Below are 24,757 nucleotides of genomic sequence, written 5' to 3' on the forward strand. Positions count from 1 at the left end.
GCCCGCCGCGTTCCCGGGCCGGTCGGTCCGGCCGGCGCCTGCTCGGGCCCGGCCGGCGCCTGCTCAGGCCCGGGTCGGGAACACCCGGCGGACCACCCGCTCGCTCGCCCCGCCGTCGTCCCACGGGCAGAACCGTTCGCGGAACTTCGCCCGCGCCGCCGGCTCCGGGTCGCCGGCCAGCAGCGCCGAGGCCAGTCCGTCGGCATCCACCGTCACCGCGCCCGGCGGCTCCGCGAAGAGGTCGAAGTAGACGCCGCGCACCCGCCGGTACTCCTCCCAGTCCGGCGCGAAGACCACGATCGGCCGGTCCAGCACGGCGTAGTCGAACATCATCGAGGAGTAGTCGGTGACCAGGACGTCCGCCGCCAGGTAGAGGTCCTCCACGGTCGGGTGCGCCGAGACGTCCACGATCGCGGCCGCGTCCTCACCCGCCGCCAAGTCGCCCGGGCCCCCGGTGTGGAAGTAGTGCGTGCGCACCAGCAGCGTGAAGCCGGGGCCCAGCCGCCGGGCCAGCTCGCGGACGTCCAGCAGCGGGACGTACCCGCCCCGGCCCTCGCGGTGCGTCGGCGCGTACAGCACCGCCGTGGTGTCCGGTGCCAGCCCGAACCGTTCGCGCATCGCCGCGACTTCGGCCGGCGGGCTGACGGCCAGCCGGTCGTTGCGCGGGTAGCCGGTGTCCAGCATCTCGTAGCGGCCGGGGAAGGCCCGGGCGAAGTGCTCGCTGGTGTGCGGGTTGGAGGAGACCAGGAAGTCCCAGCGGTCGACGGCCTCCAGCAGCCGGTCGAAGTCCATCCCGTCGGCGGCCACCGGGTGGTCCCGGAGGTCCATCCCCATCGCCTTCAGCGGCGTGCCGTGCTGCGTCTGGACGTGCACCGTCCCCGGCCGCTTCACCATCGTGCGCGGGAAGTTGACGTTGTTCACGAAGTACTTGGCGGTCGCCATCGCCTTCAGGTAGGCCGGTGTGTTGACGATCACGTAGGGCACCCCGGCCGGCAGCGTGGCCGCCTGCTTCCGGTTCTCCACCACCCACACGCCCCGTACGTCCGGGGCGAGTTCCCTGGCCTTCTCGTAGATCGCCGCCGGGCTGCACGCGTAACCCCGGTGCCAGTACGCCGCGTAGACCGCCAGGTGCTCGTCCAGCGGGAGCCGGCGGAACGCGTTGTACGCGGTGAAGCGGGCGCCGCTGCGCACCCCCTTCTTCACCGCCGGGGCGACGGCCCGCGCGCCCCGCTTGAGTTCGCGCGGCAGCCGGCCGGTGCGGCGCAGTTCCGCGTAGGCGACCCGGGCACCGCGCGCCGCCAGGCGGTACTGCACACCGCGCAGGCCGCCGGGGAACTGGTAGCCGGCCGGGCGGTGGCGGGCGAAGTGCTCGGCGATCCGCCGGAAGAAGTCCTTGCGCAGCCCGGCCGGGACCAGCCCGGGGGTGTCGTGGACGGTCAGCGCCTGCTGGACGGTCCGCTCGAAGACGAGGGTGCGCAGGGTGTCCGGCACCGGGCGGCCGGGCCGGTCCGGGCGGTCCAGGAACGCGAAGATCGCGTCGTACTGGGCGAAGGCGTCGGCGTGCTTGGGGGAGGCGGTGCTGGTGATCGCGCCGGGGCGGCCGCGCCGGTAGAAGTAGCAGACCCGGTCGAGGTAGCGCAGCCGTCCGGCGGCCAGCAGGGCCGGGTAGGTGACCGAGATGTCCTCGTAGAAGCCGCGCCCGAAGGAGACGTCGAGGCCGAGCAGGAAGTCGCGGCGGAAGACCTTGTTCCACACCGACATCACGGTCCGGAACAGCGCGGGGTGGTCGGCGAGGGTGCAGCCGTCGACCAGCGGCGAGCCGACCAGGACGTGGCGCCAGGGGTTCGGCTCGGTCCCGCCGTCGGGGTAGACGTGGGTGAAGTCGGTGAGCAGGACGTCGGCCGGGGTCTCGCGGGCGCGTTCCTGCGCGAGCTCGTCGAGGAGCGCGGAGACGGTGCCGTCCGGCAGCCAGTCGTCGCTGTCGACGAACCAGACGTACTCGCCGCGCACCTCGGGGAGGGCGGCGGTCCGGGCACCGCCGAGACCCTGGTTCTCGGTGAGGTGCAGCACGCGCAACCGCGGGTCGCGGGCGGCGTACTCGTCCAGGATCGCGCCGCAGCGATCGGGGGAGAGGTCGTCGACCGCGATCACCTCGAAGCGCGACTCCCCGAGGGGAGTGGCTTCCAGGATCGAGTCGAGGCAGCGGGGCAGGTAGCGCTCGACTCCGTGGACCGGGAGCACGATGCTGAGGAGGACTGGCACGCTGGCCGAGTCTACCGAGCGCCGCCGGGGAGCGGATTCGCGCGGGGTCGGGGCACGGGGTGGGGGTGCGGTGCGCGGTGCCGGGCGGGGGTGCGGTGCGGGGGTGTGAGATGCGTCGCGGGAGCGTGGGGGCGGGCTTCGGTCCGGTGCCTCGCTACCGGGCCGTACCGGAGGCCGTCCGCGGGCCCGGAACCGCCGGTGCCGGGCCCCGTACGGGGCGGCACCGGCAGCCTGGTGGCGGCCCGGCCGACCCTCACGGCCGGCCGCCCGTCCCAGCGCCTCCCGGGCCTGGCCACCGCAGCGTCGAGGTGGCCGGGCAGTGGCTCGGGGGAGCCGGAATTCTTCATCAGTCGAACGCACGATTGAGCGGTACTTGAGCGGGATCCGTGTTCGCGCGGTCGATGAAGATATTGCTTGGAGGTTTCCCCCACGTCAATCCCTCGATTGTGTTCACTTTCTGAACTGTCTCGTCCGAGTGGTCGGTGGCGCTCCGGTGGCGTGCGGGACGACCGCCGGTGGCGTCCGGGCCCCGCCGGTCGTGATCGACGGTGATCCCGCACGCCGGGCGCGTACCTCCCCGGCAAGCGCCGGGCGCGTACCCCCGAGGCACCCGTGACGCGCGGCCGGTCGTGCACCATCATTGATGCTCAGTCGTAACCGCTCCGGGCGGCCCCTGGTGCGGCGTCAGTTGACGCCGCACGATACGGTGGCAGCACACCAGGACGGTTGCGCGAAGGCCGTCTGTCACGGATAGTCTTCGCCTCACGGCCCTGGCGCCTCGTAGGGGTGGGAAAAACTGATGGAACACATGCAAGTGCGGTCCCGGCCCCGCGTGCCGGCGATCCAGTGCGGCGTCGGCGCGACCGGCCGTCGGATCGAGCGTCATCTGGCAGTGCTCGGCGCGCCCGCACTCCCGGCGGTGGACACCGCCGAGGCACTCGGGTTGATAAGGGAACTGACGCCGCGCGGCTCCAGTGCCCCGACCGAGCCGCGTCGCCATGCGCGGGTGTCGCTGCTGGCGCCGCTGCGCCGGCTGCGGCGGAGCCTGTTCGGCGGTCGCGGCTAGGGCCTCCAGCCCTCGCGCCCACCGGCATCCGGCCCGGCGGACCTCAGGGACCGTCGGGTCTTCGGCGTACCCGGGGCCCTTCGGCCGACCTCGGGCTCCTTGGGCCCAAGCCCTTGGGCCCAAACCGGGCCCGGGGCCGGCCGCCCGGTCGGGAGCAGCCCGAACCGTCCACCGTGCGGCCTCCTGCCCCCACCAGCACGGCGAGTCGGCGAGGCGGGCCCCGGTGCCCCCGGCGGTACGTGAGGATGGCGTTCATGGCGGACAACATCCACTCCACGCCCTTCCACACCACCACCTTCGAGATCACCACGGGCAGCCACGAGGTCGCCCTCGACATCACCGACCGCTGCGCCGAGTTCCTGAACGACCGGGCAGCCGGCCGTGACGGCCTGCTCAACGTCTTCGTGCCGCACGCCACGGCCGGAATCGCCGTGCTGGAGACCGGCTCGGGCAGCGACGACGACCTCCTCACGACGCTGCGCGAACTGCTGCCCGCCGACGACCGCTGGCGCCACCGGCACGGCAGCCCGGGTCACGGCCGCGACCACGTCGTCCCGGGCCTGGTCGCCCCGCACGCCACCCTGCCCGTGATCGGCGGCCAACTGGCGCTCGGCGTCTGGCAGTCCGTCGTCCTGATCGACACCAATCGAGACAACCCGCGCCGGACGGTCCGGCTCTCCTTCCTGGGCTGACCGGCCCGTACCCCGGCCGGCCGACCCGCCGGGGCCCGTGGCGTGGCTTCCGGTGGGGTGGCCGGCTGCGGTCGTGGTCGGCGGGTCGGCTATCGGGTGGCTGCGCGGTCGTCGGCCCGGCCGGGTGCGGGGAGGATCGGTGCGGTCGTCGGCCCGGCTGTCCTGCCTGGGGCCTGTGGCGTGGCTGCCCCGGTGGGGGAGGCCGCCGTGGCGACGGCGGCGAGGTAGCGCTCGATGGCCAGGTACTGGCAGAGCACCGCCACCGGGCGGCCGAGCCGCGCGTGCCAGGAGGCGAGCCGGGCGAACGCGGTCACCTCGAACCAGACCTCGCCCGCGGTGTCCATGGTCACCAGGAACGCCTCCTCGCCGCACTCCGGGTGCCCGGGGAGGGTGCCGTAGGCGAAGCCGATCCGGTCCGGCTCGTCCACCGTCCACACCACCCGGCAGGGGATCACCAGCCGGGGCCGCCGCAGCCCGGGCAGGCTCAGCCGCAGCAGGACGGTCGCGCCCTCCTCGGCCGGCGCGTACGGATGGACGGCGAAGCCGCTGCCCAGCTGGCAGCCCCAGCCGAGCACGTACCGCCCGGCCCGCTCCAGGACGTCGGGACCGTGCCCGAGGTGGATCCGCCGCCGCAGCTGGGCGTAGCCCTCGGGGAGCCGGGCCTCGCGGGTGGCGCCCACCTCCGGGTAGGTCGGGGCGGCGGCGCGAGCGGCGAGCAACCGCCGGTGGAGCGAGGCGGGGGAGGCGGAGGAGGCGGGCATGGGCCTCACGGTAACCGGGCCCGGCCGTCGGGACGGGGGTGGGGGTGGGCGGACGGGTCGCCCGTCGCACTCGCGGCGCCTCGGGCCCGTCCGGCCGGGCCTGGGCGGCGCTGGTACTGGTTCGGTAGCTCCGCCCGCCCGGCCGCCGGTGCCTCGGCCTCGCCGGCGGGGCCGCCCGCCCAGCGCTCCGGGCCCGTCCGGCCGGGGCCGGCCTTGCCGAGGGGTGGGGGCGCGGAGTATCAAGGCGGCATGAGCGAAGCGGTGAAGAACGAAACGGACCCGGTCTGCGCACTCGCCCCCGGTGGCGCCGGGCCGGAGGCCGCCCTGACGCACGACCCGGAGCTGACCGGGCCGCGCGCGGACTGCGTGCTGTGCGGGGAGCCGACCGAACTGCCCGCCGACCACCCCGGTGTCACGCTCTGCCCGGTCTGCACCTGGCAGCAGGCGCAGCGGATCGCCTGCTCCGGCTGACGGAGCGCACCCGACCGGGCGCGGCGCGGCCGTGGCGCCCCGGGCCCCGCGGCCCCCGGGCCCCCCCTCAGGCGTCCTCCCGCCCGGCGAGGGCGAGGGTGGAGCCCCGGCGGCCCTTGCGGACCATCAGCTGCGCCGGGATCCGGCTCCTCAGATCGGCGACGTGACTGACGATGCCGACCGCGCGGTCCCGCTCGCGCAGGCCGTCGAGGACGTCCATCACCTCTTCCAGTGCCTGCTCGTCCAGCGTGCCGAAGCCCTCGTCGATGAAGAGCGTGTCCAGCGGCATGCCACCGGCCTCGTCGGTGACCACGTCGGCGAGACCGAGCGCCAGGGCGAGCGAGGCGAAGAAGCTCTCGCCGCCGGAGAGCGTCGAGGTGTCCCGCTCGGTCCCGGTCCAGGCGTCCACCACCCGCAGTGCGAGGCCCGAGCGCTTGTTGCCGGTGCCCCGGCCGTCGCTGTGGACCAGGGTGTACCGGCCGCCCGACATCCGTACCAGGCGGGCGCTCGCCGCCGCCGCCACCTGCTCCAGCCGGGCCGCCAGGACGTACGACTCCAGCCGCATCCGCAGCCGGTTCTCGGTGGAGGTGCCGGCGGCGACGGAGGCCAGCCGGTTGATCCGGGCGTACCGGTCCAGGGCCGGGGCCAGTGATGCGGCCAGCTCCGCCAGCTGCCGCCCGATCCCGGCCAGTGCCGTGCAGCGCGCCTGCGCCGCCTCGTGGCCGGCGTGCGCCCGGCGGAGCCGGTCGGTGGCCGCCAGCAGCTCGGCCTGGGTGCCGGGCAGATCGGCCGGCGGGCGGCCGGCGGCCTCGGCCAGCTCGGGCCGGGCCAGCTCCCGCTCCGCCGCGGCCAGTGCCGAGCGGTGCCGGGTCAGCCGGGCCTCCAGCCGCTCGCGTTCCTCCCGAGGCAGCAGGACGGCCGTCGCCTCCTCCGGGCTCGGGAACCCGGCCGCGACGGCTGCCCTGGCCAGCTCGTCCTCGGCCTTCTTCCGTTGCAGCGCCGCGTCCGTGCAGGCCCGGGCCGCTCCGGCGAGTGCCGCCACGCTCCCGGCGAGGCCGGCCAGCGCCGAGGCCCGGGCGGACACCGACGCCGCGTCGCCCCGGGCCGCGGTCACCCGGCGGGTCAGCTCCTCCTGCTCGCTGCCGAGGGTCTGGATCCGGGCGGTCAGCGCGGCGGTGCGCTCACCGGCGTCGCGCAGTGCGGCGAGCTGGCGGGCCTGGTCCTGGGCCAGGCGTTCCAGCTCCCGGGTGACCGGGTCGAGGCCCTCCGCGGCCCGCAGCGCCTCGCGGTGCTCGCGCTCCAGCGCGCCCAGCGCCTCGGCCAGGGCCGCGACGCTCTCCGGCCCGGCCGCCCCGGCGGCGGTCGCCTCGCTCACCCGCAGGCCCGCCAGCTCCCGCTCGGCGGTGTCGGCCGCCTGCTCGGCCCGCGCCTGGGCGGCCCGGGCGGCGTCCTCCTCCTCCGCGCCGACCTGGCCGCTCGCCGGGAGGGCCGGCTCCGGGTGCTCGGGCGATCCGCAGACCCGGCAGGCCTCGCCCGACCGCAGCTGCGCCGCCAGCTCGGCGGCCATGCCGGTCAGTCGGCGCTCGCGGACGTTCTGGCTGTGCTCGCGGGCGTCGAGCGCCTCGGTGCGCAGGGTGAGCGCCCGGGGCTCGGCCACGGCGATCGATGCCCGCAGCTCGTCCCGGCGGCGGGCGGCGGCCAGCCGCCCGGCGAGCTCGGCCTGCCGGACGTCCAGCTGCTCGACCCGGGCACCCGCGGCCCGGGCGGCGGACTGCTCCTCCTGGAGCGTGGCGAGCCGGCCGTCGAAGTCGGCCAGCCAGTCGGCGGCCTCCTCGGCCAGCTCCTCGGCGCGCCGCCGGTCGGCCTCCAGCGACGCCTGCTCGCGGCGGAACTCCGCGCAGCGCCGCTCCTCGGCCCGGGCCGTCTCCAGCCGGACCACCTCGGCCCGCAGCCGGTGCTCGGCCGCCGCCAGCTCCTCGGCCTCCGCGCGGGCCAGCGCCGGGCCCTCGCCGTCCGGGGCGCCGGCCAGCGCGGCGCGCCGGCGGCGCTCCTCCTCGTGGGCCGCCCGGTGGGCGGCCTCGGCGGCCTCGCGCAGGTGCAGCAGCGACTCCACCCCGACGGCCGCCCGGGCGGCCGTCAGCCTGGCGGAGTCACGCTCCATCGCCGGTGCGCCCTCGGCGAGGCGGGCCGCCTCCAGGGCGGCCTCGCGGTGGCGGCGCTGCCGGCCGGCCAGCTCCTCCGCGTTCCCACGGTCCGCCTGGGCCCGGCGATGGCCGGCCTCGGCGCCGGCCAACGCGGACTCGGCGACGGCGAGCTGCTCGGCGGCGCCGCCGCGCAGGATCGCGGCCCAGCCGAGCACCCCGGCGGTGAGGTCCGCGGCGGGGTGCGCCGACTCCTCCTCGGTGGGCACCCAGCCGGCGGCGGGCTCGGCCTGCGGACCGGCCGCCTGCTCGGCCTTGCTGGCCAAGTCCCGCAGGCGCCGGCGGCCGGTCTGGACGGCGGCCTCCTGGGAGCGCCGCTGCTCGGCCAGCCAGGCCTCGACGTGCTGGAACCGCTCGGTGTCGAACAGCCGCCTGAGCAGCTTGCCGCGCTCCTCGGAGTCGCCGCGCAGGAAGCGGGCGAAGTCCCCCTGCGGGAGCAGCACCACCTGGCAGAACTGCTCCCGGCTCATCCCGATCAGCCGGTGGATCTCCTCCCCGGCCTCCTGGTGCGACTTGCTGACCGCCCGCCAGCCCGGCGTGCCGTCGCCGCTGTCGGCGGCCCACTCGCGCAGCAGCGTCTGGGCGCGTTCGACGGTCGTCCCCCGGCCGACCTTCTTGGGGCGCAGTTGCTCGGGCAGCCGGGTGATCTCCAACCGCCGCCCGCCGAGCGTCAGCTCCAGCCGGACCTGGGTGAGCCGCAGCGGTTCGGCGTGGTCGCTGCGCAGCCGGCTGGCCCGCCTGGCGCCGGGCACCTCGCCGTAGAGGGCGAAGCAGACGGCGTCCAGCACACTGCTCTTGCCCGCGCCGGTGGCCCCGCGCAGCAGGAAGAGACCGCCGGAGGCGAGCGCGTCGAAGTCCACCGTCTCGGTGCCGGCGAACGGTCCGAAGGCGGTGACGGTGAGGCTGTGGAGTCTCATCGCGGCAGCTCCGCCTTGCGGTCGTCGCTCTCCCGGACGGTCTCGAAGCCCTCGCGCAGCCAGCCGAGCTCGTCCGCGTCCGGCTCGGCGCCGGGGCGCACGTGCCGCAGGAAGCCCTCGGCGATCTCCAGGTCCGCCCGGCCGCTGACCCGGGCCGCGTACGAGGGGGAGGCGGCGGCCTCGCTCTCCTCGGGATCGAAGAGCAGCTGCAGGGTGTGCGGGAAGCGCCGGCGCAGCTGCTCCATCGGCTCGGCCGGGCGGCCGGGGTCGGTCAGGGTGGCCTGGACCCAGGACCGCTCGTGCTCGGCGTGCTCCGGGGCGGTCAGCAGCTGGTCGAGGCGGCCGCGCAGGCGGGCCAGCGGTCGCGGCCGCGGGCAGTCGATCCGCTCGGCGGCGACCGAGCCGTCCGCCGCGAGGTCGACCAGCCACATGGTCTTGCGGTGGGTGGCCTCGGAGAAGGAGTAGGCGAGCGGCGAGCCGCTGTAGCGCAGGTGCGGGGCGAGCGTCTGGCAGCCGTGCAGGTGGCCCAGCGCGGCGTAGTCCACACCGTCGAAGACGGACGCGGGGACGGAGGCGACTCCGCCGACCGCGATGTCCCGCTCGCTGTCGCTGGGTGCGCCGCCGGTGACGAAGGCGTGGGCCAGCACCACCGACCTGGTGCCCGCGGGGCGGCTCGCGAGGTCGGCCCGGACGGCGTCCATCGCCGCGCCGAGCACCGCCGCGTGGCCGCCGCGCGCCAGCCCGAAGCGCTCCCGGACCAGCGTCGGCTCCAGGTAGGGCAGACCGTAGACGGCGACCGGCCCGTGCTCGTCGGCCAGCAGGACCGGCACCGCGCACTCGCCCGGGTCGGTCCGCAGGTGGACGCCGGCCCGGCCGATCAGGCCCGCGCCCACCCCGAGCCGGCGGGCCGAGTCGTGGTTGCCGCTGATGAACACCGTCGGCACGCCCAGGTCGGCCAGCCGGTGCAGCACGTCGTCGAACAGGGCGACCGCCTCCAGACCGGGCAGCGCGCGGTCGTACACGTCGCCGGCGACGAGCACGGCGTCGACGCGCTCGGCCCGGACCACCGCCACGAGGTGGTCCAGGAAGGCGCGCTGGGCGTCGTGCAGGCTCTCCCGGTGGAAGGAGCGCCCGAGATGCCAGTCGGAGGTATGCAGCAGTCGCATGGTCCCCGACCATAACGTCCGGCACTGACAACGCGGGCCGGATCGGACGTCACACCCGTCCTCGGGGGCTCCGGCCGATCGCTCAGGGTGCGTTGTCGGTGACGGTGTGTATGTTCTCGATCGCCGGCCGCTCCGAGCCCGGGGCGGCGGCACGAGCCCCTGGGAGGGCCCATGTCCGTGCAGTCCCCGAACGTCGACGGCCGCCGCGCGGTCGGGTCCGTCGTGCCCGGGTCCGTGCCCGTGCCTGTCGTGTCGGCGTCCGCCGTGCCTGAGCCGGTCGGGCGGGACCGGCGCGGGCGCCCGGCGGCTGCGGGAGCGCCGCCGCCGGCGCGTGTCCGGTCCGGGCCGGGGCCGGGCGGCCCGTTCGCCGGCGGCCCGCCCGGTGGTCCCTCCGGCGGCCCGCCGGGTGGCCCCTCGTCGGGCGGCCGGGGCGGTGGCCGCGGCCCGGGGGGTCGGGCGGCCGGTGGGGGAGGCGGGGCCGGGCCGGGCGGCCCCGGCGTCCGGGCGCGGCAGCGGGGCGGCTCGCGCGGTGTGCCGCCGCAGCCGGTGGCGCTGGCGCTGGCCGTCCACGCCGCCGACTTCGCCGAGCTGGCCCGGCTCGGGCTGTTCGGCCCGCTCGGCTTCCGGGACTACCTGTGGCGGACGCAGGCCCGGCTCCGGGCCCTGCGCGGGCAGGGCATCGAGGTGCACCTGAGGGTGTTCGAGCCGGCCGACTACCGGGACTACTGCGAGGCCTTCGGCCTCGACCCGGGATCGGCGGCGGCACGCGTCGCCTACGCGGCCGACCCCGAGCTGGCCGGCGAGCCCTTCGTCTACGGCGGGGAGCAGCTGAGCGAGCTGCTCCCGGTCCTGGTCGACGACCACCTGGCCCGGGTGCGGATCTCGATCGCCTGCGCCGCGTTGCTGGACGCGGTCGGCGACGGCCCGTCCGGGCAGTCGCGGCTGGTGGCGGTGATGCACCACGTCACCGGGGTGTACCTGGCGCTGGCCGAGGGCGCCGGGGAGGGCGGCCACCTGCTGACCCTGCGCTGCCACGGCCCGGAGGACGGCGAGCACCTCACCGCCGCGGCGGACGTGCGCGGCGACGGCGGGCGGGTCCTCCTCGGCGGCCGGGACGCCGAGGCGTTCTGCGCCACCCTGGCGGCGGGGGTGGCACTCGGCGGCGCGGGCGCCCTCCTGCTGCACGGGGACCCTGCGGCGCCCGGTGGTCCGGTGGTGCGCGGCTGGGCCCTGGCGGCCGGCCGGCTGAGGCCGATGACCGCCCGGGAGGTGGTCGACGCGCTCGCCGACGATGCCGCGCTGGGGGTTCCGTTCCCGCCCGGAGCCGTACCGCTGCCCGGCTTCCCGCTGCCCGCCGCGCCGCCGCCGGGGGCCGCGCCGCCCTCCGGCGCGCCGCCGTGGCCCGGCGGGGCGTCGGACCCCGGCGACCGGGGTCCGGAGGGGGGTGGGCCGCTGGGCTGACCACCCGGGTGAGGCCTCCGTGTCCACCAAGCGGCGCTGGGGACTGTTCATCGACCGCCTGTTCGGGGAAGATTTCGGGGAAGATCAACAGGAGAAGCGCGCGGTGCCCCACACCGCCGCCTCCGCCGCTCCGCCCTGTACCGCGCACGCAGGTCCTCCCCGCGCACCGTCGGTCCGGCGAGCCCGACACCGAAAGGGGGACGCATGAGCCGGATCGAGTACAGCGCGGAGATCGCCGAGCTGCTGGGCAAGGTGCGGCGGCGTCCCACGGCGGGCTGGCCGTGGCGGCCGGGCGAGCGGGTGCCGGCCGGGCTGTCGGTGAAGCAGTCGTGGGGCTGGCTCTTCGCGCCCGACGGCCGGGTGCTGACCCTGGTCAACCCCAAGGACGGCATCGTCTCGCTCCCCGGCGGTTCGCTGGAGCCCGAGGACGACGGCGACCCGGGCTCCGCCCTGGCCCGCGAGGCGGCCGAGGAGGCCCAGGCGGTGATCGGCACGCCCCACTACCTCGGCTACCTCTACGACCGGGTCGGCTCGGCGAACGGTGGCCACGAGTGCGCCCGGGTCCGGATGGCGGCCGCTTTGCGGGCCGTCGGTCCCAGTGCGGCGGACCCGGCGTCGGGGCGGCACTACCGGCGGTTGCTCGTCGCGCCCGGTCTCGCGGTCGAGCTGCTCGGCTGGGGTGAACCGGGGCTGCGCCAGGCGCGGGCGGCGGTCGCGGCGGGCGTCCGGTGGCTCGGGGTGCCCTCGGCCGCCAACGAGGCGATCGAGGAGCTGCCGGCCGAGGGCTGCGAGGTCTTCCCCGGCGCCGCCCACCCGGGCCCGGCGCCCCTCCGGCTGAGCGCCGCCACGGGTGACCCGGGCCCGGGCTCGGGCCCCGGCGCGGGCCCACGCCCCGGTGCCGGAGCCGCCCCCGCCGACGCCCCCGGCCCCGGCCCCGACGCCCCCCGCCCCGCCTCTCCCGCCTCCGGCCGTCGTGCGAGCGGGGGGGTGACCGAGTGACGGTGCCGCATCCGGCAGGGCTCTTCCACCACGTCGAGCTCTGGGTGGACGACCTCGCCGCCGCCGAGGCGCAGTGGTCCCCGGTGCTGCTCGCCCTCGGCTGCGAGCCGTTCCAGCAGTGGCCCCGGGGCCGCAGCTGGCGTCTGGGCACCGCCTACCTGGTGATCGAGCAGTCGACCGCGCTGCTCCCCGGCGGTCATCAGCGCCTGCGCGCCGGGCTCAACCACCTCGCCGTGCACGGCTCGCGCGCGGCGGTGGCCGCCGCCCTCGCGGCCGGGTGGACGGTCCGGGTGGACACCGGCGAGGCGGTGCACCTGATCAACGGTCAGGGCTTCGAGCTGGAGATCGTCTGCGCCTAGCGGCAGGCCTCGGTGTCCGCTCCCGCGCGGCGTCCGGCGGCCGTCCGCCCCGGATTCCCGGCCCCGGCACCGGCGGGTGAGTGCGCGACGGCCTCGTGACTGTCCCTCGATCGGGGTACCCCGACACCGGCGCCGCCGACGGCGCCGCCGGGGCCTGACCAGCGCACTTGCCGTATCCCGCCGCCGAGTTCACTCCACCGTCGTCAGACTTCCCGTCAATTGTCTTGGCATGACCACTTACCGAGCACCCTACTGCCTGGTATCACAGATGTGACTCACGTCACTCCCTGGAGGTGTCATGCTACGCCCCACCCGTGCCATGTCCATGGCCGCCCTCGCGGCTCTCCTCACGATGACCACCCTCTTCGCAGCCTCGTCCGCCCACGCGGCCGGCGTGAACTACGCCGCCCTCGGCGACTCCTACGCCTCCGGCCTCGGCTCCGGCAGCTACACGAGCGAGAGCGGCAGCTGCAAGCGCAGCACCAACGCCTACGCCTACCTCTGGAAGAACGCGCACGCGCCCTCGTCCTTCTCCTTCGTCGCCTGTTCCGGTGCCAGAACCGGTGACGTCCTCAACAACCAGCTCTCGGTCCTGAACTCCGGCACGACGCTCGTCAGCATCAGCGTCGGCGGCAACGACGCGGGCTTCGCCAGCACCATGCAGACCTGCGTGCTGGACTCGGAGAGCGCCTGCCTCAACGCCGTCGCCGCCGCGAAGACCTACGCCAACAACACCCTGCCCGGCCAGCTCGACCAGGTCTACGCGGCCATCCACGCCAAGGCGCCCAACGCCCGCGTGGTGGTGCTGGGCTACCCGCACCTCTACAAGGTCGGCGGCAGCTGCATCTTCGGCATCGGCGACACCAAGCGCGCCGCCATCAACAGCGCGGCGGACGTCCTCGACGGTGTCATCGCCAAGCGGGCGGCCGACGCCGGCTTCGCTTTCGGTGACGTCCGGAGCGCCTTCACCGGGCACGAGATCTGCGCTTCCGGCACCACCTGGCTGAACAGCACGACCCTGCCCATCGAGGAGAGCTACCACCCGAAGGCCGCCGGGCAGTCGGGCGGCTACCTCCCGGTGTTCTCCGCACAGGTCTAGCCGGCGCGGCAGCCGGTGTGCCGGCCGGTCCCGCCCACCTCCGGGGCGGGACCGGCCGGCGCCTCGCTCAACACACCGGCTCAGCGCACCGGCTCAGCGCACCTGCTCAGCGCACCTGCTCACCGCCCCCCCGGCTCACCGCCCCGGTGGGAAAGGGATGCCGGCGAGCACCGGCAGCAGCTCCCGCTCCTCGTGGTCCAGGTGCGCCTCCAGCTCGGCCGACATCCGGGCCAGCTCCGCCCGGAACCGCTCGGGTTCGGCCACCCCGATCCCGGCGAGCAGCTTCACCAGCCCGTCCTTGATCCGGCCGACCGAACGGTGCTCCTCGCCCAGCCGGGCGAGCGTCTCCCGCAGGTGCGGGTGGCTCCGCGCCAGCGCGGGGAAGATCGCGGCGTCCTCCCCGGTGTGGTGGTGGGTCAGCCCGGCGCAGAGCGCGAGGCAGTGCTGCCGGATCTGCAGCCCGAGGCCCGGCGGCCGGCCGTCACCGGCGGGCCCGGCCGCGAAGTGGGCCTCCGTCTCGGCCCGGACGTGCCGCAGCTGGGCACGCAGCCAGGTGTGCACCTCCAGCAGTTTTCCCGCCAGGTCGGCCACCTCGCGCGGCTCGGCCCCGGACCGTTCCAGTGCCACCACCGGCAGCACCCGTGCGGTGTGCGCCTGGTAGTCGCCGTACCCGGGGGCCGCCCGGACCACCGCCTCGAACAGTCGGTCCCGCCGGGCGCCCTCGGCCGGCACCGCTACGGCCTCGAACACCTCGGTGCCGAGCTCCACCCGGACCACGGGGTGGGCGAGCAGATTGCGGTACCACTGGGGGTGGTCCGGCGCCCCGGCCGCCGAGGCGACGACCAGCAGCTGACCGTCCGCGCGGACGTACCCGAGCGGCACGGTGTGGTCCTGTCCGGTCCGTGCGCCGGTGGTGGTGAGCAGCAGCAGGTCGCCGCCCTCGAAGGGGCCGCCGACCTCGCCGCCGTTGGTTCGGAATTCCTCGATGATCGCTTGGTTGAAAGACATGGGCATACGCCTGTGGAGTCTCCGGTGCATGGGGAGTGGAGGCCACGGCGCCGCATCGCACGAGCGCAACGGACCGAAGCGGGCGTGCGGGCAGCGCCGCGGCCGCTTGGGTCAGATCAGGGAAGCGGAGTGAGAACTCATCGCGCATCGTCCCTCGGTCGAAGGTGCCCGCCCGGTCGCCGGCCGGCCCAGTTCTCTTTGGCCGACACCGCGCTGCACGCCCCCCATTACAGTCACCCGCCCACCCCGTGTCAACGAGCTCGATCAGGATCGAGGGCGGCGCGCGCCGCCGCTCCTCCCCCGGGGGAGCGGCGACGCGGGCTCGGGGCTACCGCAGGTAGGAGGCCAGGCCGGCCGGCTTCAGCCCGGCGGTGGCGGCGGCGGCGAGGGCGCGCTGGAGGTCTCCGGCGAGGGTGTCGGTCCAGTGCATCAGGACGACGTCGCCGGGGGACAGGGTGCCCTCGTGCCAGATGTTGGAGGCACCCCAGCTGAAGTCGGCGTCGGCGGTCAGCACGTGCTGGATGCCGCAGTTGGCGGCGGCCTGCAGGGTGTCGGCGTTCCAGGCGAAGAACGGCGGGCGGAAGACGGTCGGGGCGGTGCCGAAGGTGCGGACCTGGGCGTCGCGGGCGTCGCAGATCTCGACCTGCTGCTCGGCCGGGCTGAGCGTGGTCAGATCCGGGTGGGAGACGCTGTGATCCTGGATGGAGGAGCCGGGCACGGCGGTGACGCGGCGGAAGAAGTCGGGGTCGGTGGCGGCCGGCATGGGCAGCGGGAACGCGGTGATCGGCAGCTGGTGGTCGGCGATGAACCGCTCCGCCTCGGGGGTGCGCTGCCAGCCGTCGTCCACGGTGAAGAAGACGACCCGGTCGCTGGTCGGCACCGAGCCGGCGGCGGTGGCCGGAGCGGGCGCCGGACCGTCCACCCGGACGTCGTCGACGGCGAACGGACCCTGCTGGTACCAGCCGTGGACGTACAGCCGGACGGTGCGCGCGTCGGGACCGGTGGTGAACCGGGTGGTCAGCTTCTGCCAGCCGCCGTTGGTGGTCGCCGTCCAGGCCGGGGCGACATCGCGCCCGGTGCCGGTGACGCCGAGGTGGACGAAGGCGCCGCGGACCCAGGCCGAGGCGGTGTACGTGGTGCCGGGCCGGACGGAGACGGTCTGCGCGCACTCGCCGTTGGAGTCGTCGTTCGCCGGGGTGACGGCGAGGGCGGAGCCGCCGGAGTGCGGGGCGGTGGTGGTGGCGGACGCCTCGGCGGGGCCGCCGGTGCAGCGCCAGCCGGGGACGCTGCCCCAGTCGGCGAGCGAGGAGGCGGGGATCTCGAAGCCCGGGTTGGTGGCCAGATTGACGGCGGGCGCCGCGGCCCCGGCGGGTCCGGCGGAATCGGCCGAGGTAGAGGTCGAGGCCGACGCCGGGGCCGCGAGACCGCAGACGGCGAGCAGCGTGCAGGCGGCGAGCGCCGACAGGCGTGAGGACATGGACACGTGTGGACTCCTGCGTGGGGGCAGTGGAGGACACGCCCGTGGGGAGGGCGTGTGGAACGGGGTGGAGCGCTCCCCGAGGGGCGGGAGCCGTGGGCGTGCCGCACTCAGACCGAGGCAAAACAATGGACTGGACCACTCGGATCGTCAAGGGAGTGACGTGCCGTGAGCCCGCTGTCATCCGTACCGCGAAGGGGACGAGACGGACCGTCAGGAGCTGTACAGCTCGTCGATGTCCGGCCGGTAGTACTCCGTGATCGCCGCCCGGCGCAGCTTCAGCGAGGGCGTCATCAGGCCCTGGTCGACGCCGAACTCGCGCGGCAGCAGCCGGAACGCGCGGATCGACTCGGCGCGGGAGACGGCGGTGTTCGCCGCGGCCACCGCCCGCTGGATCTCCGCGTGCAACTGCTCGTCGGAGAGCACCGCCCACGGGTCCAACTGCTCCCGGCCGTGCGACTTCAGCCAGTGCGCCAGGGCGGCCGGGTCGAGCGTGATCAGCGCGGCCACGTACGGGCGGTCGTCGCCGACCACCAGGCACTGCGAGACCAGCGGATGCGCCTGCACCCGCTCCTCCAGCGTGGCCGGGGCGAGGTTCTTGCCACTGCTGGTGACGATCAGGTCCTTCTTGCGCCCGGTGAGGGTGAGGTAGCCGTCCTCGTCCAGCCGGCCGAGGTCGCCGGTGCCGAACCAGCCGTCGTACAGCGACTCCTCGGTGCAGCTCGGGTGGTTGAGGTAGCCGCCGAAGACGCCGGAGCCGCGCACCCACACCTCGCCGTCGTCGGCGATGGCCACCGAGGCCCCCGGGACGGGGCGGCCGACCGTGCCGAGCTTCTGCCGGCCGGCCGGGTTGGCGGTGATCGCGGCGGAGGTCTCGGTGAGGCCGTAACCCTCGTACAGGCTGAGGCCGATGCCGGTGAAGAAGAGGGCGAGCTCCCGGTTGAGGGCCGAGCCGCCGCACATCACGCCGCGCACCCGGCCGCCGAGCACGGCTCGCAGTCGCGGGTAGACGGTCCGCTCGTACGCCAGGTGGCGCAGCCGCAGCCGGGGGCCCGGTCCGGGGCCGTGGCCCAGCGCGCGCTGCTCGCGGGCGGTGGCCCACTCGACGGCCACCTGCCGGGCCTGCTCGAAGAGTTCGCCCCGCCCGGCCTCCTCGGCCGCCCGCCGGGCCTGCTGGAACACCTTCTCGAAGACGTAGGGGACGAGGTGCAGGAAGGTCGGCCGGTACGCGGCGAGCGCGGGCAGCAGGGCCTCGGTGGAGACCTCGGGGATGTGCCCGATCCGGAAGCCGCCGCGGATCGCCGCGATCTGCACCATCCGGCCGTAGACGTGCGCCAGCGGGAGGAAGAGCAGGGTGGACGGCTGGCCGCCGCCGGTGTCCGCGAAGACCTCGGCCCAGCCGTCCAGCAGGGCGTCGGCCGCCGAGGCCAGGTTGGCGTGGGTGAGCATGCAGCCCTTGGGGCGGCCGGTCGTCCCGGAGGTGTAGACGATGGTGGCGACGTTCTCGGCCGCGACGCCGAGCCGCTGGCGGTGGACGAGCGAGTCGGGTACCCCGCGGCCGTCCTCGGTGATCGAGTCGACGCAGCCCCGGTCCAACTGCCAGATGCCGGTGAGGTCGGGGAGCGCGTCGCAGACCGCGCCGACCGTCATGGCGTGGTCCTCGTCCTCGACCAGGCAGGCCACCGCCTGGGTCTCGGCGAGGATCCAGCGGACCTGCTCGGGCGCCGCGGTCGGGTAGATCGGGACGGTGATCGCGCCGATCGACCAGAGCGCGTAGTCGAACAGCGTCCACTCGTAGCGGGTGCGGGACATCAGCGCGACCCGGTCGCCGTACCGGACGCCCCGGGTCAGCAGGCCCTTGGCGAGCGCCAGCACCTCGTCCCGGAAGGCGGTCGCGGTGACCTCGTGCCACTGCGGGTCGCCGTCCGTCCGGCGGGCCAGCTGGACCAGGCCGGACCTGCGTTCGGCGGTGTCGTAGAGCGAGTCGGCCAGCCCGCCGGTGGCCGGTGGTCCGGTCGGTGCGGGGGAGCTGAACTCGCGCACATTGCCCCCGATCCCGTTGTGGCCCCTGCCTGCCGGGCCCGTACGGGCGTCCGGATCGGCGGCGCGCTGAACGGTCGGGCAGGTGGAGCGAAACTATCGGATTGCTCTGTCACTGCCCAGGGGTGTGACCGTGACGCGACGAGATCGGCACCGGCCCGTAGGGAAAGTGCCGCGGCGGGGGATGGCCGGGGCTGGGCGGCCGAGGGGTGAATCCAGGATGACAGGGATCATTCGGACATCATCGGGCCGGGGGTCGGGAGAGGGCGGGTTCGACCCTCGAACGAGTGGTCAGGGCGTAGTAGGCTCTCGCAGACCTGCGGCCGAGGCCTCGCCGACCGGCCTGGTCCGACCGCCGGAAACCAGGACGAAAGCCCTGGTTGACAGCCGTGAGCCACCCTGGTCCACAGCCCCGAACAACGACCCCGAACGACAGCCCCACCCGAAGGCCTCGCCCTAGGTCGCGCACCACCCCGCACCACCGCCGCCGTACCGTCACCGCCAGCCCGCCTCTGCCGACCGCCCCTTCGAACCGCTCCCCGTCCGCGCCTGGCACTTCCCGACCGAGGACTCCATGCGTCTGCGCAGCAGCTCGATCCGCGCGAAGATCATCGCGCTGCTCCTGGTGCCCATCGTCGCGCTCACCGCCCTGTGGGTGTACGCGACGCTCGCCACCACCGGTGACGTCTGGAGCCAGTTGGCGGTCAGCAGTACGTACAAGGAGTTCGGCAAGCCGGTCGACCAGTACGCGTACGACCTGCAGAACGAGCGCCGCGCCGCCGTCCAGCGGCTGGCCGACCCGAGCTCGCGGGCCGCCCGGGACGCCTTCGAGCAGGCCCAGGCCGTCACCGACCGGGACCTCGTGACGCTGCGGCTGAAGAAGACCGACGACGGGGGCAAGCTCGACGCGGCGCAGCGCGGCCGGTACCTGCAGATCCTCGCGGCCGCCGACCAGCTGACCCCGCTCCGCAGCCAGATCAACCGCTCCTCGCTCAACTGGGAGTTCGCGCTCGGGCAGTACAGCGACCTCGTCAAGCCCACCTTCGGCTTCCGGTCCGCCTTCGTCGCCCGCCAGAGCGGCCAGCTGCCGCGCCAGGGGACGATCCTGATCGAGCTGGCCCGGGCCCGCGAGTACCTCTCCCAGGAGGACGCGGCGATGGAGGGCCTGAGCACCGCCTCCGGTCGGCCCACCGCCGAGCAGTACCAGGTCGCGATCGACGCCCTGCACAACCAGCAGGCGCTGTTCACCGTCTACATCGCCGAGCTCGACCCGGCCGACCAGAGCGACTACATCGCGCTGCGCGGCGGCGAGGCCTGGGCGGCGCTGTCCCGCGCCGAGGCCGACTTCGTGGGCGCGGGCGGGCCGGAGCGGGTGGTCCAGGCGATCAACGGCGACTCCTGGCGGGAGACCGCCGACCGCGCGCTGGGGGACCTCGCCGCCATCAACACCCGGCTGGCCGGGGCGATCGGCGACCGGGAGCGCTCGTACGCGATCGGGCTGCTCTGGCGCGGCGGCATCGCCGGTGCGATCGGCCTGGTCGCGGTGGTGCTGTCGGTGATGATCTCCTACCGAATAGGCCGGGGCCTGGCCCGCGAGCTGATCGGCCTGCGCAACGCGGCCAACGAGCTGGCCGGCACCCGGCTGCCCTCGGTGATGCTGCGGCTGCGCAAGGGCGAGGCGGTGGACGTCGCGACCGAGGCGCCGGAGCTGCAGTTCGGCTCGGCCGAGATCGGCCAGGTCGGGCGGGCGATCAACGCCGTCCAGCGGGCCGCCGTCGAGGCCGCCGTCGAACAGGCGGACCTGCGGCGCGGCGTCTCCGCGGTCTTCGTCAACCTGGCCCGCCGCAGCCAGGTGCTGCTGCACCGCCAGCTGACGCTGCTGGACACCATGGAGCGCCGCACCGAGGACCCGGCGGAGCTGGAGGACCTCTTCAAGGTCGACCACCTCACCACCCGCATGCGCCGCCACGCCGAGGGCCTGATCATCCTGGCCGGCGGCTCCCCGGGCCGGGCCTGGCGCAAGCCGGTGCGGATGGTGGACGTCGTCCGTGCCGCCGTCGGCGAGGTCGAGGACTACGCGCGGGTGATCGTCCGGCCGTTCCCCGGCACCGGGCTGCTCGGCAGCGCGGTCGCGGACGTCACCCACCTGATCGCCGAGCTGGTCGAGAACGCCGCGGTGTACTCCCCGCCGAGCACCCAGGTGACCGTTCAGGGCGAGGTGGTGGCCCACGGCTTCGCGCTGGAGATCGACGACCGGGGGCTCGGGCTGAGCGAACTCGCGCTCGCCGAGATCAACGAGCGCCTCGCGGTGGAGCAGGAGTTCGACCTCGCGGACACCGACCGCCTGGGCCTCTTCGTGGTCAGCCGGCTGGCCCGCCGGCACGGCATCCGGGTCCACCTGCGGCCGTCGCCGTACGGCGGGACGACCGCGGTGGTGCTGATCCCGCGCGAGCTGCTGGCGGAGGCGTCGGACGGGCCGCCGGCCGGGGCGGCTCCCGGCCGGCGTGCGGTGCCGGCCGGGCAGGGCGAGCGCGATCTGGTCGTGGTGCCGCCGCCGGGCGGCGCGGGTACGGCGGGCGGTGCGAGCGGCGCGGCCGACGGCGGGCCGGGGCCGGAGGCCGGTCGGGCCGCCGGGACCGCGTCCGACCAGGGCGGACGCCACCGGGGGAGCGGCGGCCCGCGGCCGTCGGCGCCCGACACCACCCGTACCCCGGGCGGTCTGCCGCGGCGGGCGCGGAACAGGACCGGGCCGACGCTGGTCACGGCCTCGCCGGACGAGGCGGTCCGGGGCCCGGGCCGTCACCGCCGGGAGGGCCTGGCCGCGCCGGAGGGCGCCGAGGCCGGACCGCGGGACGCCGGTGCCGCCGGTGGGCCGGACCGCACGCCGGTCGGGCAGCAGCCGCCGGCCGCCTTCCCCTCCGCCAGGCTCTCCTCGGTCGGTCGGCCCCCGGTCGTGCGGCCGGAAGCCGGGCTGCCCGAGGCCGGGCGATCCATGGCAGCGCAGCCCCCGGCGGAGCAGCCCTCCGCCGGGCAGGCGGCCGACGGTCCTCCCGCCGGCGGACCCGGTCCGCTGCCGCGCCGCGTCCGGCAGGCCAGCCTCGCGCCCCAGCTCCGGGAGCGCGCCGTCCAGGAGCCCGGGCGGTCGGCCGCCGAGACCGCCCGCGAGCGCTCGCCGGAGGAGGCGCGGGCGACGTTCGCCTCCTTCCAGCGCGGCTTCACCCGGGGCCGCGGTTCGGCCGCCCCCGTCCCGCCCGCCCGGCCGGCCGCCGTGCCCGCGTGGCAGCCGCCGGATCCGAACCGGCGCGCGATCGCACCGGCCCCGGCCCCGGCGGCCCTGCCCGCCCCGCCGCCCGGCGACCGGGCTCCGCTCGCCCGCTGGGTACCGGGCGCGTCGCCCGCCCCGCGCTCCGCACAGACAGCACCCTCGACACCCGCGGTACCGGCACCACCTGCAGCATCCGCAGTGAAGGCACCACCCGCAGTGAAGGCACCACCCGCACCACCCGCTCCAGCGGAAGGAAGAGATTCATGACCACTTCGACGCAGTCGTCCGGGGACCTCAACTGGCTTCTCGACGATCTCGTGGGGCGCGTCGCGGCCCTGCGGCACGCGGTGATCCTGTCCAGTGACGGGCTGGCCACCGGGGCCTCCCGCGACCTCGACCGCGAGGACGCCGAGCACCTGGCCGCCGTCGCGGCCGGCTTCCACAGCCTGGCCAAGGGCGCCGGCGGGCACTTCAAGGTCGGCGGCGTCCGCCAGACCATGGTCGAGCTGGACGAGGCCTTCCTCTTCATCACCGCGGCCGGCGACGGCAGTTGCCTGGCGGTGCTGAGCGAGGCCGAGGCCGACATCGGCCAGATCGCCTACGAGATGGCCCTGCTGGTCAAGCGGGTCGGCGAGCACATGGCCGCCGAGCCGCGCACCGAAGCCGCCCCGCCGGGGAGATGAGCGGCCCGATGGCGGAGGAGGAGCCCGAGCTGGAACAGGACGACCCGGCCGGGGACGAGTCCGGGGTCGACCTGTTCCAGCCGCGCACCCCGGTCGACGACCGGTGGTTCGACGACGAGGCCGGTCCGGTGGTGCGGCTGTACTCGATGACCCGGGGCCGTACCCGCCCGGTCGAGGACGGCCTGTTCGACCTGATCTCGCTGATCACCGTCGCCGAACCCGGGCCCCGGGCCGGGGCGGTGCCCGCGCTGGTGCTCGACCCGGAGCACCAGACCATCCTGACCTGGTGCCGCCGCGAGCCGCTGTCCGTCGCCGAGCTCGGCTCCTACACCGACCTGCCGGTCAGTGTGGTTCGTGTGCTGCTCGGCGACCTCTACGACGCCGAGCTGATCAGCGTCACCCGACCCGTTCCGCTCGCCGAGCTGCCGGACGAGCGCCTGCTGCGAGACGTGATCAATGGACTCCGTGCGCTCTGACCACCACGAGAACGCCGCCGCCGGTGCCACGGCCAACGACCCGCCCTGGCGGGGTGGTCCGGCGGTCGCGGTGAAGATCCTGGTCGCGGGCGGCTTCGGCGCGGGCAAGACCACGCTGGTCGGCTCGGTCAGCGAGATCCGCCCGCTGCGCACCGAGGAGGAGCTGAGCGAACTCGGCCGCCCGGTGGACGACACCGCGGGGGTGGAGGCCAAGCGGACCACCACCGTGGCGATGGACTTCGGCCGGATCGACCTGCGCGCCGGGCTGGCGCTCTACCTGTTCGGCACCCCGGGGCAGGACCGGTTCTGGTTCGTCTGGGACGAACTGGCGCGCGGTGCGCTCGGTGCGGTGGTGCTCGCCGACACCCGCCGACTGGCGGACTGCTTCCCCTCGGTGGACTTCTTCGAGCAGCGCGGCATCCCCTTCGTGGTGGCCGTCAACTGCTTCGACGGCACCGAGCTGTTCGCCGCCGAGGAGGTCCGGGACGCGCTCGACCTGGACCCGGGGATCCCGGTGCTGCTCTGCGACGCCCGCCGACGCGAGGACGGCAAGGACGTGCTGGTCGCCCTGGTCGAGCACGTCGGCGCACAGCGAAGGGGCGGCGCGGGCCGGTCCTGACCGGTGCTCTGCCGATCAGGCCCGGCGCAGACGCCGGGGAGCCCGGGCGGTCGCCGGCGGCCGCCCGGAGCCGTCGTCTCATTCGGGCGTCCGCATGCCGGACGTCCACCGGTCGGAAGGTTGCCTAGACCGGGTCCGGCGTGGAAGGCTCTGGACGAAGGCCGCCCGGCCCTGCGGTTCGGGATGCCTCGGAGCACACCGGAACGCCGCGGGAAGCCCGGCGGCGCACCACGACGCACCGCTCACGCGACCGCGTCCAGGACCAGGGGGAGGGCAGTACCGTGACCGTCGACCACCGCCGCGCCGCGGCCGCGCCGGCCCCGGTCTCGCCGGCCCTGACGATCCGCCGGTACATCGACCACGCGCTGATCTGCAGCGCCTGCTGTCGGTGACGGACCGGCCGGCCTCCCGGTAGCCCGACGGGCTTCGCGGCCCACCCGGTCGTGAAGCGCGCCTCTGACGCTTCGTCAATCCGTAGGCCCAGCCGCACCGGACGCCGGTGTCCGGCCGTGCCGCCGTTTCCCATGCCCGCTCTCGCGGAGACCACCAGTGAACCTCGCCAGCCCCATCACCACCCCTGCTGCCGCCGTGACCGTCGGCGTGCCGGGAGCGTCGCACCGCGTGCGGTGCAACGGTCCGTTCACATGGTTGAATGGGCGCATGAGCAACGTCGTGGACAGCAGCCGAGGTCACCTCGACCTTGAGCCGTTCTGGCCGTCCCGGCAGCCGCACCTGTTCGACCAGACGTGTCCGGGCTCGCCCAGCGCGTCCCGGCCCGCCGTCCGCTGACCTCGGTTCAGCCCCCGGCAGTACACCCGGTCGACGCGCAGACGACTCCACCCCGTCCGTCACGCGCGAAATGAGCGGCACCATGTCTTCCTCCTCCACGGCCACCCTTCCCCTTCCCGCCGTGACCCCGCACCTGCGCGCGGTCCGCTCCGTCCCGTCGAGCGCCGAACGATGGCACGGCGCCACGATCCCGCCGCACCCCGCCGCCCCCCAGCACCAGTCGGGGCCGCACCACCAGGTCGGCCAGGCGCCGTCGCACTTCGTGGCGCCCGCCCCGGTCGCGGCCCCGGCGCCGCAGGGCGGCCAGGTCGCGCAGGCCCTGCTCGCCGCGCTGCCGGAGGGGGCCACCGTCGTCGCCGCGCTCCCGCAGGGGGCGCTGCCGCAGGCCCTGCTCGCCCAGTACGGCGCGCAGTTCGGCGCCTCGGCCGGCCATCCGATGGTCGGCTACCTGGTGCTGGTGCCCGCCGAGGGCGGCGCGCCGCTGGGCGCCGCCGCCGCGGTCGGCCCCGGTCAGCACGTCCAGGGCGCCCCGCTCCTCGCCGCGCAGGCGCCGGACCCGACCCAGCCCCGCGCTCAGGTCCAGCCGCAGGCCGCCCGCCCGGTCCGGCCCGCCGGTCACGGCATCTCGGTCGACACCGAGCGGCGCAACGCCTACGTCGACGGGCGGTTGCTCGACCTCACCTACCTGGAGTTCGAGCTGCTGGCGCACCTGACCGAGCACCCGCAGCGGGTGCACACCCGTGACCACCTGGTCTCCGCCGTCTGGGGCTACGGCCACGTGGGCGACGGCCGCACGGTGGACGTGCACGTGGCGCGCCTGCGCCGCAAGCTCGGCGCGGCCTACCGCGACAGCATCGTCACGGTCCGCCGGGTCGGCTACAAGTACACCCCGGTGGCGTGACCCGCTGCTGAATCCCGTCGTCACGGGCCGGGCGTTCCTTCGAAC

At 75.5% G+C, this 24,757-nt stretch carries 20 protein-coding genes; 13 read left to right on the forward strand and 7 right to left on the reverse strand.

From position 1 onward, the window contains the following. Positions 1-63 precede the first annotated feature (63 nt). A complete protein-coding gene (locus ABZ497_RS10375; RefSeq protein ID WP_359804278.1) occupies positions 64-2,262 on the reverse strand; it encodes a bifunctional glycosyltransferase family 2 protein/CDP-glycerol:glycerophosphate glycerophosphotransferase in 2,199 nt (732 codons plus the stop codon). Positions 2,263-3,061: 799 nt separating this feature from the next. Here ABZ497_RS10375 and ABZ497_RS10380 point away from each other — a divergent pair. Together ABZ497_RS10380 and ABZ497_RS10385 are read left to right on the forward strand one after the other, a co-directional pair. After that, complete coding sequence (locus ABZ497_RS10380) at positions 3,062-3,328, forward strand: hypothetical protein (protein ID WP_329490551.1); 267 nt, start codon at positions 3,062-3,064, stop codon at positions 3,326-3,328. Positions 3,329-3,582: 254 nt separating this feature from the next. Next, positions 3,583-4,020: a YjbQ family protein gene (locus ABZ497_RS10385; RefSeq protein WP_329490552.1), complete on the forward strand. Its 438-nt coding sequence runs from the start codon at positions 3,583-3,585 to the stop codon at positions 4,018-4,020. Positions 4,021-4,109: 89 nt separating this feature from the next. On the opposite strand, the gene ABZ497_RS10390 is transcribed toward ABZ497_RS10385, so the two are convergent. Next, a complete protein-coding gene (locus ABZ497_RS10390; protein ID WP_359804279.1) occupies positions 4,110-4,781 on the reverse strand; it encodes a DUF1990 domain-containing protein in 672 nt (223 codons plus the stop codon). Between the two features lie 249 nt (positions 4,782-5,030). Here ABZ497_RS10390 and ABZ497_RS10395 point away from each other — a divergent pair, with 249 nt between their 5' ends. Further along, complete coding sequence (locus ABZ497_RS10395; protein WP_352291126.1) at positions 5,031-5,252, forward strand: hypothetical protein; 222 nt, start codon at positions 5,031-5,033, stop codon at positions 5,250-5,252. Between the two features lie 67 nt (positions 5,253-5,319). Here ABZ497_RS10395 and ABZ497_RS10400 read toward each other — a convergent pair whose 3' ends face one another. Both ABZ497_RS10400 and ABZ497_RS10405 read right to left on the reverse strand, forming a co-directional pair. Next, on the reverse strand, positions 5,320-8,370 hold the full coding sequence (locus ABZ497_RS10400; RefSeq protein ID WP_359804280.1) for an SMC family ATPase: 3,051 nt from the start codon (positions 8,368-8,370) through the stop codon (positions 5,320-5,322). Next, positions 8,367-9,536: an exonuclease SbcCD subunit D gene (locus ABZ497_RS10405; RefSeq protein WP_359804281.1), complete on the reverse strand. Its 1,170-nt coding sequence runs from the start codon at positions 9,534-9,536 to the stop codon at positions 8,367-8,369. The genes ABZ497_RS10400 and ABZ497_RS10405 overlap by 4 nt, the downstream gene beginning before the upstream one ends. 531 nt (positions 9,537-10,067) lie before the next feature. Between ABZ497_RS10405 and ABZ497_RS10410 the strand changes: the two genes are divergently transcribed. From ABZ497_RS10410 to ABZ497_RS10425, 4 genes are all read left to right on the forward strand, one after another. Then, positions 10,068-10,997, forward strand: coding sequence for a hypothetical protein (locus ABZ497_RS10410; RefSeq protein ID WP_359804282.1), 930 nt, complete (start codon positions 10,068-10,070; stop codon positions 10,995-10,997). 204 nt (positions 10,998-11,201) lie between these two features. Next, entirely contained in the window at positions 11,202-11,996 is a 795-nt protein-coding gene (locus ABZ497_RS10415) for a hypothetical protein (protein ID WP_359804283.1), read from the forward strand. Further along, a complete protein-coding gene (locus ABZ497_RS10420; protein ID WP_359804284.1) occupies positions 11,993-12,355 on the forward strand; it encodes a glyoxalase in 363 nt (120 codons plus the stop codon). Before ABZ497_RS10415 ends, ABZ497_RS10420 begins: the two co-directional genes overlap by 4 nt. A gap of 319 nt (positions 12,356-12,674) precedes the next feature. Continuing rightward, the gene (locus tag ABZ497_RS10425) at positions 12,675-13,454 is read left to right on the forward strand and encodes an SGNH/GDSL hydrolase family protein (RefSeq protein ID WP_359804338.1); all 780 of its coding nucleotides are present in this window, start codon (positions 12,675-12,677) and stop codon (positions 13,452-13,454) included. 135 nt (positions 13,455-13,589) lie between these two features. Here the strand turns inward: ABZ497_RS10425 and ABZ497_RS10430 are convergent, their stop codons facing one another. The 3 genes from ABZ497_RS10430 to ABZ497_RS10440 form a co-directional block, all read right to left on the reverse strand. After that, entirely contained in the window at positions 13,590-14,468 is an 879-nt protein-coding gene (locus ABZ497_RS10430) for a nitroreductase/quinone reductase family protein (RefSeq protein WP_359804285.1), read from the reverse strand. 322 nt (positions 14,469-14,790) lie between these two features. Beyond that, positions 14,791-15,939: a polysaccharide deacetylase family protein gene (locus ABZ497_RS10435; protein WP_359804286.1), complete on the reverse strand. Its 1,149-nt coding sequence runs from the start codon at positions 15,937-15,939 to the stop codon at positions 14,791-14,793. Between the two features lie 213 nt (positions 15,940-16,152). After that, positions 16,153-17,982: an AMP-dependent synthetase/ligase gene (locus ABZ497_RS10440; protein WP_359804287.1), complete on the reverse strand. Its 1,830-nt coding sequence runs from the start codon at positions 17,980-17,982 to the stop codon at positions 16,153-16,155. A 571-nt stretch (positions 17,983-18,553) separates the two neighbouring features. Here ABZ497_RS10440 and ABZ497_RS10445 point away from each other — a divergent pair. The 6 genes from ABZ497_RS10445 (at position 18,554) to ABZ497_RS10470 (ending at position 24,712) form a co-directional block, all read left to right on the forward strand. Then, positions 18,554-21,511, forward strand: coding sequence for a nitrate- and nitrite sensing domain-containing protein (locus ABZ497_RS10445; protein WP_359804288.1), 2,958 nt, complete (start codon positions 18,554-18,556; stop codon positions 21,509-21,511). Beyond that, on the forward strand, positions 21,508-21,927 hold the full coding sequence (locus ABZ497_RS10450; protein ID WP_329490565.1) for a roadblock/LC7 domain-containing protein: 420 nt from the start codon (positions 21,508-21,510) through the stop codon (positions 21,925-21,927). Before ABZ497_RS10445 ends, ABZ497_RS10450 begins: the two co-directional genes overlap by 4 nt. 146 nt (positions 21,928-22,073) lie before the next feature. Beyond that, a complete protein-coding gene (locus ABZ497_RS10455; RefSeq protein ID WP_329492335.1) occupies positions 22,074-22,403 on the forward strand; it encodes a DUF742 domain-containing protein in 330 nt (109 codons plus the stop codon). 70 nt (positions 22,404-22,473) lie between these two features. After that, positions 22,474-23,022 (forward strand): ATP/GTP-binding protein, encoded by a 549-nt coding sequence (locus ABZ497_RS10460; protein ID WP_329492336.1) that lies wholly within the window; start codon positions 22,474-22,476, stop codon positions 23,020-23,022. Positions 23,023-23,682: 660 nt separating this feature from the next. Further along, entirely contained in the window at positions 23,683-23,811 is a 129-nt protein-coding gene (locus ABZ497_RS10465) for a hypothetical protein (protein WP_329490566.1), read from the forward strand. Positions 23,812-23,893: 82 nt separating this feature from the next. After that, positions 23,894-24,712 carry a winged helix-turn-helix domain-containing protein gene (locus tag ABZ497_RS10470; protein WP_359804289.1) on the forward strand — a complete coding sequence of 273 codons (819 nt, stop codon included), beginning with the start codon at positions 23,894-23,896 and terminating at the stop codon, positions 24,710-24,712. Positions 24,713-24,757 lie beyond the last annotated feature (45 nt).

The sequence above is a fragment of the Kitasatospora sp. NPDC005751 genome, assembly GCF_040630835.1.
Classification (GTDB): Bacteria; Actinomycetota; Actinomycetes; order Streptomycetales; family Streptomycetaceae; genus Kitasatospora.

Bases quoted from the DNA above. Each gene is read 5' to 3' on its own strand.
- ABZ497_RS10425 (WP_359804338.1), top strand. From the start codon at position 12,675: ATGTCCATGGCCGCCCTCGCGGCTCTCCTCACGATGACCACCCTCTTC.
- ABZ497_RS10415 (WP_359804283.1), top strand. From the start codon at position 11,202: ATGAGCCGGATCGAGTACAGCGCGGAGATCGCCGAGCTGCTGGGCAAG.
- ABZ497_RS10405 (WP_359804281.1), bottom strand. From the start codon at position 9,536: ATGCGACTGCTGCATACCTCCGACTGGCATCTCGGGCGCTCCTTCCAC.
- ABZ497_RS10445 (WP_359804288.1), top strand. From the start codon at position 18,554: ATGCGTCTGCGCAGCAGCTCGATCCGCGCGAAGATCATCGCGCTGCTC.
- ABZ497_RS10470 (WP_359804289.1), top strand. From the start codon at position 23,894: ATGTCTTCCTCCTCCACGGCCACCCTTCCCCTTCCCGCCGTGACCCCG.
- ABZ497_RS10450 (WP_329490565.1), top strand. From the start codon at position 21,508: ATGACCACTTCGACGCAGTCGTCCGGGGACCTCAACTGGCTTCTCGAC.
- ABZ497_RS10385 (WP_329490552.1), top strand. From the start codon at position 3,583: ATGGCGGACAACATCCACTCCACGCCCTTCCACACCACCACCTTCGAG.
- ABZ497_RS10455 (WP_329492335.1), top strand. From the start codon at position 22,074: ATGACCCGGGGCCGTACCCGCCCGGTCGAGGACGGCCTGTTCGACCTG.
- ABZ497_RS10390 (WP_359804279.1), bottom strand. From the start codon at position 4,781: ATGCCCGCCTCCTCCGCCTCCCCCGCCTCGCTCCACCGGCGGTTGCTC.
- ABZ497_RS10465 (WP_329490566.1), top strand. From the start codon at position 23,683: ATGAGCAACGTCGTGGACAGCAGCCGAGGTCACCTCGACCTTGAGCCG.
- ABZ497_RS10430 (WP_359804285.1), bottom strand. From the start codon at position 14,468: ATGCCCATGTCTTTCAACCAAGCGATCATCGAGGAATTCCGAACCAAC.
- ABZ497_RS10380 (WP_329490551.1), top strand. From the start codon at position 3,062: ATGGAACACATGCAAGTGCGGTCCCGGCCCCGCGTGCCGGCGATCCAG.
- ABZ497_RS10435 (WP_359804286.1), bottom strand. From the start codon at position 15,939: ATGTCCTCACGCCTGTCGGCGCTCGCCGCCTGCACGCTGCTCGCCGTC.
- ABZ497_RS10400 (WP_359804280.1), bottom strand. From the start codon at position 8,370: ATGAGACTCCACAGCCTCACCGTCACCGCCTTCGGACCGTTCGCCGGC.
- ABZ497_RS10395 (WP_352291126.1), top strand. From the start codon at position 5,031: ATGAGCGAAGCGGTGAAGAACGAAACGGACCCGGTCTGCGCACTCGCC.